The following is a 10,146-nucleotide window of genomic DNA, read 5'->3' as shown; positions in this document are numbered from 1 at the left end:
TGACCGATGCCCGAAGGTCTTCCTCTCGGCCATCGCTCTCGCAGCCACGGTCATCTACTAGCTATGAGGCCTGACCCGAAGAACCCTTGGGTACGTAAAATATCAGGGTTAGGCACTAAAGCAAAGACGCGAGATTACGTTCCGCAATGGAAACCGGTCTGCTACATATGCACACGGACCGCTCCACAGGCCACCAGTAATAGAGTTACCTCGCCCGAACTGCGGCTTTTGCGATAACGAGGGACTCGACCGACATGCCTCGGGCAATTGGCGAGATTGCTCCCTGTGCGCCACTGCTGACAAAGTAGGGATGGGTCATCACCACAGCCTGTCAGGCGGGACTTTCTCAATTCTCAAATATCCAGAACCAAACCTAACACTCACCCCGTCAGCGGAAACCGTCGGATCTCCTCGAAAAACCCGTCCGGGCGTTCGCCGACCAAGGCGATCTCATCGAGCGTGAAGGGGTTAGGGAGCGGTGGGAGGAGGGTTAAGAGGGTGTCGTGCCATGCCGGGATCTTGGGCCGGGGCAGGCGGGTGGTGAGGGTCATGTGGAAGCGGAATTCCTCCATCACATGCGGGTAGCCCCAACGCGCGAGAAGGGCCTCCTGGCGCGCGGACAGATGCCTGGCGCGTCGGTTCTCCAACTCGGCCTCGCTGGGCGGTGCGCGGAAAGTGTCGAGACGCGAGACGCAAGACGCGGCGATCCGCGAGAGGCCCTCGGTGTCGCCCATGGGTGTCAGCGCCAGGAAGCGGCCGAGCGGGGTCAGCTCAAGGCCGTCGCATGTCGCGGGCGCGGAGGTGGTCGCGAGATCGGCAACGGCCTCGGTCAGGTCCTCCAGGGTCGCGCCATCGGCGAGGCGGAACGGCGGCTTCAGGGTCGCGTGGAAGCCGTAGCGTCGGGGCGTCTCGGTCGCGGCCTCGCGCCCCTCGATCTCCAGCGGCTCCGCCGCGCATCCAGAGGCGATGTCCCAGCCGAACCAGCGCGCCCCGAAGCTTGCCAGCGCTCCGGGGGGCGGGAGGTAGTAGAGGGCGTAGCGCGTGTGGGACATTCGGGCTCCTTGATGCGCGCAGAGGAGCACAGGCGTGCGGCGGGGTCCATCGGGCTCTGTGTGGATGGGCGGGTCATCGGGTGGCGGAGGCCTGACCAAATCGTGATCCCCGTCGGAGTCGGTCTGCGGTGGCGATCAGCATCAGTGGCGTGCTTCCAGATGCGTGGAAAACCTAGGGAAAACAAAGAAGACCGCAGCACACCTCTGTATGTAGCGCGGCGCGGGCTCGCGCTGGGATCCGGCGTCCCGCGCGCTTGACCTTCCAGCGGATGGAACGCCTAGATCATCAGGCGAAGGATGACAGGGAGGCGGCTCATGCAGGCGGCGATACGGGGCGCGACATCAGGAAAAATCGGACTCAAGACAGGTCCGGGCGACGCTCGGGTCGCGGCCCGCTGGCTTCGGGGGGCGAGCGCATGAGCCTGACCCGCCGCCAGTTCCACCAAGCCCTCCTCGGCAGTGCCGCGCTCCTCTCCCTGCCCCGCATCGCGAGCGCCGAGGCCACCCCGGCGCTCGAGGCCCGCGTCGCCCGCGCGCAGATCGCGCCGCCAGGATATCCCGACACCGAGGTCTGGGCCTATGACGGCGCCCTGCCCGGTCCGACGTTGCGGGTGCCTCAGGGAGAGCGGCTGGCGCGGCGCTTCGTCAATGCCCTGCCCCAGCCCTCGAGCGTTCACTGGCACGGCATCCGGATCGCCAACGCGATGGACGGGGTCGCGGGCCTGACGCAGGAGGCGGTCGAGCCGGGCGCGGAGTTCCTCTACGACTTCGCCCTGCCCGATGCGGGCACCTACTGGTATCACCCGCATAACCGCAGCTGGGAGCAGATGGCGCGCGGTCTCTACGGTGCACTGATCGTGGAAGAGGCCGAGGGCGCGCCGGAGGTCGATCTCGACGAGGTGCTCCTGATCGACGATTGGCGGATGACCGACACCGCCGAGATCGCCGGGGGCTTCGGAGAGTTGCACGACTGGGCCCATGCCGGGCGGATCGGCAACTGGATCACGGTGAACGGCGACGGCGCCTGGACGCGCGAGGTGCCCTCGAAGACGCGGATGCGGCTGCGGCTGGTGAACACCGCCAATGCGCGGATTTTCGAGCTGGAGAGCCAGGGTCTCAGCGGCTGGGTCGTGGCGCTCGACGGCATGCCGCTCGAGACCCCGGAGCCGCTCGACGGGCTGACGCTGGCACCCGCGCAGCGTGCCGACCTGATCGTCGATGTCACCGCCGAGGATGGCGGCGAGGCGCTGCTTCTGAGCCTCGAGCGCGATGGCGGCTACGCGATCGCGAGCTTTCCGGTCCGGGGCGTGGCGGACAGCCCCGAGCGCGGGGCACCGACGCCCCTGCCCCCGAACCCGATGGCGGCGCTCGGGGACCTCGGAACCGCGCGACGCGCCGAGCTCCTGATGGAAGGCGGCGCGATGGGGCGGATGTCCGGCGCGATGATGGACGGTCGGCAGGTGGACATGCGCGAGATGGCCGCGGCCGGAAAGGTCTGGGCCTTCAACGGCATGGCCGATATGCCCGAGACACCGCTGATCGAGGCTGCACGCGGCGAGACGGTCCGGATCGCTATCGCCAACGACACTGCCTGGGCGCATGGGATGCATCTTCACGGGCATCATTTCCGGCGGGTGGCGGAGGATGGCAGCCTCGGGCCGTGGCGCGACACGCTCTTGATGGAGCGCGGCGAGACCGCCGAGATCGCCTTTGTGGCCGACAATCCCGGAGACTGGCTTCTGCATTGTCACATGCTGGAGCATTCCGCCGGGGGGATGATGACCTGGTTGCGCGTGACCTGATGGTTTGCGCCCGCCCCGCATGGACAAGGAGACACACATGAACCGCAGGCAGTTCGTCCTGACAACGCTCGGCGCGCTCGCTCTGGGGCGACCGGCGCTGGCCGCGCCGCACCGGATCGAGGTGTTCAAATCGCCGACCTGCGGCTGCTGCTCGGCCTGGATCGCGCATATGGAAGACGCGGGCTTCGCGGTCGAGGCGCGGGACGTCGACCAGGGCCGCCTGAACGAGGTTAAGGCGTCGGTCGGGCTCACTCCGGAGCTCGCGTCCTGCCACACCGGGCTGATCGAGGGCTACGTGATCGAGGGCCATGTGCCCGCCGAGGACGTGCAGCGGCTGTTGGCGGAGCGGCCCGACGCGCTTGGCCTCTCGGTGCCGGGGATGCCCATCGGCTCACCGGGGATGGAGATGGACGGGCGCAGCGACGCCTATGCCACGCTCCTGATTCGCAAAGACGGCAGCACCGAGGTCTGGGCGCGGCACGGCTGAGGGCCGGTCGCGCGTCAGTAGAGGAAGACCGTGGCCGTCGCCGGGATCAGCGCGACGATCACGAGGACGACCAGCATCACCAGGATGAACGGCAGGGTCGCGGCGAAGATCTGCTCGACCGACACGTTCGGGTCGTTGAGCGTGTTGTGCACGGTGAAGACCGAAATCCCGAAGGGTGGCGTCAGAAGCCCGATCTCGACCGCGATCACCGTGACGATGCCGAAATGGCTGAGATCGATGCCCATGCCCTGGGCGATGGGTGCCGCGATGGGGACCATGATCAGGAGGATCGAGGTCGAATCGAGGATCATGCCCATCAGGAGGATGATCACCGCGTAGAAGAACAGGAACCCGAGCGGTCCGAACCCGCTATCGGTCACCAGACCGGCGATGGCATTGGGAAGCCCCGCGATCGACAGCATCCGCGAGTAGAAGGAGGCGGCGATCAGCAGGAGCAGGATCGAGACCGAGATCACGCCGGTCTGCTTCATCACCTGCCAGAGCTTGTGCCGGTCGAGGCTGCGGCGCGACAGCGCGACGATCAGCGCTCCGAACGCGCCGATGCCTCCGGCCTCGGTCGGTGTGAAGAAGCCCGAATAGAGGCCGCCCAGGACCAGGATCACCAGCGCCACGATCGGGATGAGCTTGGCCGCCATCGTGCCGAGCGGCATGCGCTCGATCTCGGTGTCGAGACGCCGCTCGCGCACGGCCTCGGGGTCGGTCAGCACGAAGCCGGGAAAGAGCATCGTGATCGCCACGAGCATCGCCACGAAACCGCCTGCGAGCATCAACCCGGGCAGGATCCCGGCGATGAACATGCCGCCGATGGAGACCTCGGCGAGGACGCCGTAGATGATCAGGAGAAGCGAGGGCGGGATCAACATTCCCAGGACCGAGGAGCCCGCGACCGTGCCCGCCGAAAAGGACGGACGGTAGCCGTGCCGGGTCATCTCGGGCACCGCGACGCGGGTGAAGACCGCCGCCGAGGCGATGGAGACGCCGGTGACCGCCGCGAAGATGGTGTTGGCCGCGACCGTCGCGACCCCCAGTCCGCAGATCATGCGGCGCAGCACCTCCTCGGCGACCTCGAACGTGTCGCGCCCGACATTCGAGACGCTGACCAGCAATCCCATCAGCACGAAAAGCGGAATGGTCGCGAAGAGGTAGTCGGCGATGCCGGAATAGGCCGTGAGCTCCAGCATGCGGAAGGCCAGACCGAGATTGTCGCGGATGATCCAGATGCCGACGAAGGCGACGGAGAAGAGCGCATAGGCGATCTGCATGCCCAGAAGCACAAGCGCGATCAGCAGCGCGATCAGGATGAAGCCGATGGTGAGCGTGGTCATGCGAGCCTCCGGACGGTTCTGATCTCTTCGAGGGCGCGGTAGAGCGCGGCCAGCGCGGCGACGGCGGAGCCCAGGACCGTGATGCCGCGGAACGGCCAGGTCGGGATGGTGAAGACGCCCTGGACGCCGAAGAACTCGGAGGTGGTCCAGGCATCGAGGAATTTCGGAAAGGAGGCCCAGAGGACCAGCGAGAAGACCGCGGCCCCGACGAGGCAGAAAAACGTCTCGATCAGCGAGACCGCCTTGGGCGAAGACCCTTCGAGACGGCGGATCAGGAAATCGGCGCGGGTCAGGCGCTTCTGCAGGATCGCGGCGGCGACCTGCAGGAAGACGATGGCGACGACGGAGCGGGCGGCGATCTCGGAGACGCCGGTGATCGGCGCATCGAGGAAGTTCCGGCCGATCACGTCGGCCACGATCAGCGCCATCAGCACCCCGATCCAGGCCGTGCCGACCGAGGACATGACCGCCGCGACGCTGCCCAGGACGGCACCGAAGGGCGCCTCCGAGAAGCGCGGCACGAAGGCGTCGTCACTTTGCGCTGCGGTCTCCTCGCTCATCGCGGGTCTCCCAAGATCTTGCGGAGCGGCCCGACCGGAGGGTGTCCCGGGCGGGCCGCATCTTTTCGGTCCGGACGAGCTTACAGCCCTTCGTCCCAGTTGCGCAGCGGCGTCGCGCCACGCTCGCGGAGCGCGTCGAAATAGGCCTTGAGCACGACCTTCCCGGCGTCACCGGTCTGCTCGAGCCAGGGCTCGATGATGTTCGGCAGGCCCTCGACCCACTTGGTCTTCTCTTCGGCGGGCAGCTCGTGGATCGTCAGACCCGCGGCCTGCATCTCGTCGAGGGCGCGCGCGGCAAGATCGGCCACGTAATCGCCATGCGCGACCGAGGTCGCCGCGGCGGCCTCTTTCATCGCCGCCTGCACCGGCTCAGGCAGACCGTCGAAGAAATCCTTGTTGGCCGCGATGCCGCCGAAATACATCGAGCCGATGCCGACGCGGGTCAGTTCCGGCGCGACCTCGTAGACGCGGGTCGGCAGGATGCCCGAGGCGAAGGACAGCGTGCCCTCGGTCACCCCGGTCTGGATATTGGTGTAATAGGTGGTCAGCGCGCCATCCACGGGCGTCGCCCCGGTGTTCTGCAGCCAGTTGGCCGAGGTGCCCGGCGCGTTCAACTTGCGGTTCTGCAGGTCGGCCATCGTGGCGACCGGGAAGGTGCCGTAGATGTCGTAGCTGTCGGTGATCAGCGAGGACAGGTGGACCATGCCGTTCTCGGCCCAGCTGTCGCGCAGCTCGGGCAGGTTCTCGGAGAGATCGTCGAAGATCTCGATGATCATCTTGTGGTCTTCGGTGGCAAACGGCGTGAAATAGGTGACGTTCTGGAGCGGCATGTTCGCGCCTTCCCAGACCGTGCCGACCATGCCGACATCGACGATGCCGTCCATCACCGCCTCGCGGGTGTCGGTGAACTTGTAGAGCGTGCCGGCATAGGCCTCGACCCAGTCCACCTGGTACTCGTTGCCGTTCTCCGAGAGGATGCGGTTCACCTCGGGCTGGAAGGTGTTCTTCATCGCGTAGACCCAGATATTCGCCTCCGGGTGCGACGAGCCGATATTGACGGTGATCGTCTCCTGGGCGCTCGCGGCGCCCGCGGCCAAGGCCAGCGTGGCCGTCAGGGTGGTCAGTTTCATGTCAGTCTCCTCCATCCGGGCGGCTCCTCCACCGCCCTTGGTTTCCGTTCAGTCAGAGATCGCCCCGAGCGCGCGCAGGATGCGTTCGGGGGTAAAGGGCATCTCGGTGACCTGCGCCCCGAGCGGGCGCAACGCGTCGTTGATCGCATTCATGACCGCCGCCGGTGCGCCGGCGGTTCCGGCCTCGCCCGCGCCCTTGGCTCCGAGCGCGCTTTCCTTGGTCGGGGTCTCCACATGGCCGATCACCATGTCGGGCATCTCGGCGGCCATCGGCACGAGGTAATCGGCCATCGAGCCGTTCAGGAGCTGGCCCTCGGCGTCGTAATGGATCTCCTCGAAAAGCGCTCCGCCCAGGCCCTGGACGATGCCGCCGCGGATCTGCTCGTCGACGAGCTGCGGGTTGATCACCCGGCCGCAATCCTCGACGCACCAATGGTTCAGAAGCGTGACCACGCCGGTGTCGGTATCGACCTCGAGATAGGAGGCCTGGACGCCGTTGGTGAAGGCGAAGGGATATTCCGAGGTGATAAAATGCCGGGTCTGGACCAGCTCGCGCGGCAGCCCCTTGGGCAGGGTGTCGCCGCGGAAGTAGACGATCCGGCCCAGTTCCTCGAGCGGCATGCGCTCGTCTCCGGTGCCCGCATCGACCACCGCGCCGTCGCGGATGTCGAGCGAGGCCTGGTCGGCCTGCAGCATCGAGGCCGCGACCTCGAGGATCGAGTCCCGGAGCGCGCGCGCCGATTGCAGCGCCGCCTCGCCGCCGATCCCGGCCCCGCGCGACGCCCAGGTGCCGCCGCCATAGGGCGTGACCTGCGTGTCCCCGGTGATCACCCGCACCTTCGAGGGCGACACGCCGACGCCTTCGGCCACGATCTGCGACAGCATCGCCTCGGTCCCCTGTCCCTGCTCGGTCACGCCCGAGAGCGCGACGATGGAGCCGTCGGGATCCATCCGCACGGTGCATCCGTCCTGCGCCGAGATCCGCGCGCCGCCGATGCCGTACATGAACGGCGAGGGATTGGTCAGCTCGATGAAGCTCGCGATGCCGATGCCGCGATGCTTGCCCTCGGCGCGCGCCCGCGCCTGGTCGGCGCGGAGCGCGTCGTAATCCATGAGCTCCAGGAGCTTGTCCATCGAGGCGTGATGCGACAGCCCCTCGAACCGCATCTTGGCGGGCGAGGTCACTGGATAGGCGTCGTCGGCATACATGTTGCGCCGCCGGATCTCGACCGGATCGATTCCGAGCTCGGCCGCGGCCATGTCGACCAGCCCTTCGGTGATCGCGACGGCGATGGGATGGCCGACCGCGCGATACTGGCAAGTCGGCGTCTTGTTCTGGAAGACCACGGTGGTCTTGGCGCGGTAATCGGCGAAATCGTAAGGGCCACCGCAGAGGTTCACGACCTGGTTGCCCTCGATGGCCGAGGTGCGCGGGTAGACCGAATAGGCCCCGATCGCGGTCCAGTCGTCCACGTCGAAGGCGAGGATCCGGCCCTCTGCATCCACCGCGATCTTCGCCTCGATCTCGTGATCGCGGGCGTGGATGTCGGTGGTGAAGCTTTCCAGCCGGTCGGCGATGAACTTGACCGGACGGGCCATGATCCTGGCGATCGCGGCGGTGGCGACCTCGTCGGGATAGACATGCACCTTGATCCCGTAGGAGCCGCCGACGTCGCCGCAGATCACCCGCACCTTGCCCTCGGGCAGGTCGAGATGCTTGGCGAAGACGGTTTGCATCATGTGCGGCGCCTGGGTCGCGTGCCAGGCGGTGAGCTGCTCTTCGGCGGGGTTCCAGTCGACGAGGATCGAGCGCGGCTCGAGCGTCACGCCGGTATGCCGCGCGGTCCGGAACCTGGCCGAGACGACGGTGTGGGCGCGCGCGAAGGCGCCATCCGGGTCGCCCTCTTCGTGGAGCCGCTGGAATGCGAGGTTGTCGCCCATCTCGTCGTGCAGGACGGGAGTATCGGCGTCGAGCGCGGTCATCATGTCGGTGACGGCGGGCAGCGGATCGTAATCGACCTCGACCAGAGCGGCGCCGTCCTCGGCCGCGGCGCGCGAGGTGGCGACCACGGCGACGACAGGCTCGCCGACCCAGCAGGCACGGTCGACGGCCATGGCATGCTCGGGCGGGGACTTGAGGCCCTTGAGATGCGCGAGGACAGCCACCCAGGGGGTGCAGACCTCGGCCAGATCCGCGCCGGTGAAGACGCGCAGCACGCCCTTCACGGATTTTGCCTCTTCGGCCTCGATCCCGGTGATCCTGGCATGGGCATAGGGCGAGCGGACGAAGGCCACATGGACCATCCGCGGCAGCACGATGTCATCGACATACTTGCCACGGCCCTGCACCAGCTTGCCCGCGTTCGGGCGCGGGACGGTCTTGCCGATATAGGAGTTCGGGCGATCGGGATTTCCGAACTGGATGGTCATGCGGCCCCCTTTCCGTCACGCGCCTTGGCGACGTCCTCGACCGCGTCGACGATGGCCTCGTAGCCCGTGCAGCGGCAGTAATTGCCCGACATGTGTTCGCGGATCTCGGTCCGGCTCGGCACGCCGCTCCGGGACAGGAGCTCCTGCGCGGCGACCAGCATGCCCGGCGTGCAGAAGCCGCATTGCAGCGCGTTCCGCGCGACGAAGGCGGCCTGCAGGTCGGCGATCTCGGCGCGGTCGGTCAGGCCCTCGACGGTCCAGATCTCGGCGCCGTCGGCCTGCGCGGCGAGCATGAGACAGCCCCGGACCGCAGCGCCGTCGACCCGCACGCTGCAGGCGCCGCAGACGCCGTGCTCGCAGCTGGCATGGGCGCCGGTGAGACCGCATTCAGTCCGCAGGAAGTCGATCAGGTGCTGGCCTGAGGGCACGCGGGCCTCGACCGGCTCGCCGTTGACGGTCAGCTCGATATCGATCCGGTCGCGGAACATCTCGGTCATGGCGCGTCTCCCTGAAGCTTCGCGGCGGCGCGGCGCAGAAGCACACCGGCAAGGTGGCGGCGATAGGCGGCGCTGGCCTGGGTGTCCGACGGCGGGTCGATCTCCTCTGCAAGCGCCGCGACGGCGCCGTCGAGATCGCCCGCATCGAGCTTCTCCATCGCGGAGGTGGCGAGGATCGGCGTCGGCCCGACGGAAAAGAGCGCAAGGCGGTGCCCCCCGGCCCGCTTCACCAGGCAGAGCCCGGCCAGCGCGTAATCGCCGGAGCGGCGGGCGACCTCCTCGATGACGTGCCGCTCGCCCGAGGCGGCCTTGGGCACGGTGATGGCGGTGAGGATCTCGCCGTCGCGGAGCGACGTCTCGAAGACGTCGGTGAAGAACGCCTCGGCGGGAATGGTCCGCGTGCCGTCCGGGCCCGTGGCCTCGAGACGCGCGTCGAGCGCGACGAGACAGGCGGGAAACTCCGCCGCCGGATCGGCATGGGCCGCGGCCCCGCCGATGGTGCCGCGATTGCGGATCGCGGCGTGGGCGATGTAGCGCACCGCGTCGGCCAGAAGCGGCACATGGGCGGCGATGAGAGGATCGGAGCCGACCTCGACATGGCGGGTCAGCGCGCCGATGCGCAGCGTGTCGCCGTCTTCGGTGACGCCGCTCAGGTCCGACAGCCGCGAGATGTCGACCAGCATGTCGCCCGTCGTCAGCCGCATGTTCATCGCGGCCACGAGGCTCTGACCGCCGGCCAGCACGCGCCCCATCCCGTCCGCCTGGCGCAACAGCTCCAGCGCATGGCCGAGGTCCGTCGCCCGGACGTATCCGCCCGCCGATGCCTTCATGGCTCTCCTCCC

Annotated in this window: 9 protein-coding genes; 2 read left to right on the top strand and 7 right to left on the bottom strand. The window is 67.8% G+C overall.

Translation table 11 applies throughout. From position 1 onward, the window contains the following. Positions 1 to 380: 380 nt before the first annotated feature. Positions 381 to 1,052, bottom strand: a complete 672-nt coding sequence (locus tag ACFQ4E_RS16905) for a DUF1045 domain-containing protein (RefSeq protein ID WP_386805644.1) — start codon at positions 1,050 to 1,052, stop codon at positions 381 to 383. Between the two features lie 416 nt (positions 1,053 to 1,468). Between ACFQ4E_RS16905 and ACFQ4E_RS16900 the strand changes: the two genes are divergently transcribed. Together ACFQ4E_RS16900 and ACFQ4E_RS16895 are read left to right on the top strand one after the other, a co-directional pair. Continuing rightward, entirely contained in the window at positions 1,469 to 2,854 is a 1,386-nt protein-coding gene (locus ACFQ4E_RS16900) for a multicopper oxidase family protein (protein ID WP_386805642.1), read from the top strand. A 37-nt stretch (positions 2,855 to 2,891) separates the two neighbouring features. Next, positions 2,892 to 3,341 carry a DUF411 domain-containing protein gene (locus ACFQ4E_RS16895; RefSeq protein WP_386805641.1) on the top strand — a complete coding sequence of 150 codons (450 nt, stop codon included), beginning with the start codon at positions 2,892 to 2,894 and terminating at the stop codon, positions 3,339 to 3,341. Positions 3,342 to 3,355: 14 nt separating this feature from the next. Here the strand turns inward: ACFQ4E_RS16895 and ACFQ4E_RS16890 are convergent, their stop codons facing one another. From ACFQ4E_RS16890 to ACFQ4E_RS16865, 6 genes are all read right to left on the bottom strand, one after another. After that, on the bottom strand, positions 3,356 to 4,687 hold the full coding sequence (locus ACFQ4E_RS16890; protein WP_386805639.1) for a TRAP transporter large permease: 1,332 nt from the start codon (positions 4,685 to 4,687) through the stop codon (positions 3,356 to 3,358). Then, entirely contained in the window at positions 4,684 to 5,247 is a 564-nt protein-coding gene (locus ACFQ4E_RS16885; protein ID WP_386805637.1) for a TRAP transporter small permease subunit, read from the bottom strand. The genes ACFQ4E_RS16890 and ACFQ4E_RS16885 overlap by 4 nt, the downstream gene beginning before the upstream one ends. Positions 5,248 to 5,327: 80 nt before the next feature. Further along, positions 5,328 to 6,377: a C4-dicarboxylate TRAP transporter substrate-binding protein gene (locus tag ACFQ4E_RS16880; protein ID WP_386805635.1), complete on the bottom strand. Its 1,050-nt coding sequence runs from the start codon at positions 6,375 to 6,377 to the stop codon at positions 5,328 to 5,330. 48 nt (positions 6,378 to 6,425) lie between these two features. Then, entirely contained in the window at positions 6,426 to 8,807 is a 2,382-nt protein-coding gene (locus ACFQ4E_RS16875; RefSeq protein WP_386805633.1) for a xanthine dehydrogenase family protein molybdopterin-binding subunit, read from the bottom strand. Continuing rightward, entirely contained in the window at positions 8,804 to 9,304 is a 501-nt protein-coding gene (locus ACFQ4E_RS16870; protein ID WP_386805631.1) for a (2Fe-2S)-binding protein, read from the bottom strand. The genes ACFQ4E_RS16875 and ACFQ4E_RS16870 overlap by 4 nt, the downstream gene beginning before the upstream one ends. After that, a complete protein-coding gene (locus ACFQ4E_RS16865; RefSeq protein ID WP_386805629.1) occupies positions 9,301 to 10,134 on the bottom strand; it encodes an FAD binding domain-containing protein in 834 nt (277 codons plus the stop codon). The genes ACFQ4E_RS16870 and ACFQ4E_RS16865 overlap by 4 nt, the downstream gene beginning before the upstream one ends. Between the last annotated feature and the right edge of the window lie 12 nt (positions 10,135 to 10,146).

The sequence above is a fragment of the Litorisediminicola beolgyonensis genome (genome assembly GCF_042679605.1).
Classification (GTDB): Bacteria; Pseudomonadota; Alphaproteobacteria; order Rhodobacterales; family Rhodobacteraceae; genus Litorisediminicola; species Litorisediminicola beolgyonensis.
This window is presented reverse-complemented; position numbering and strand designations above follow the sequence as displayed.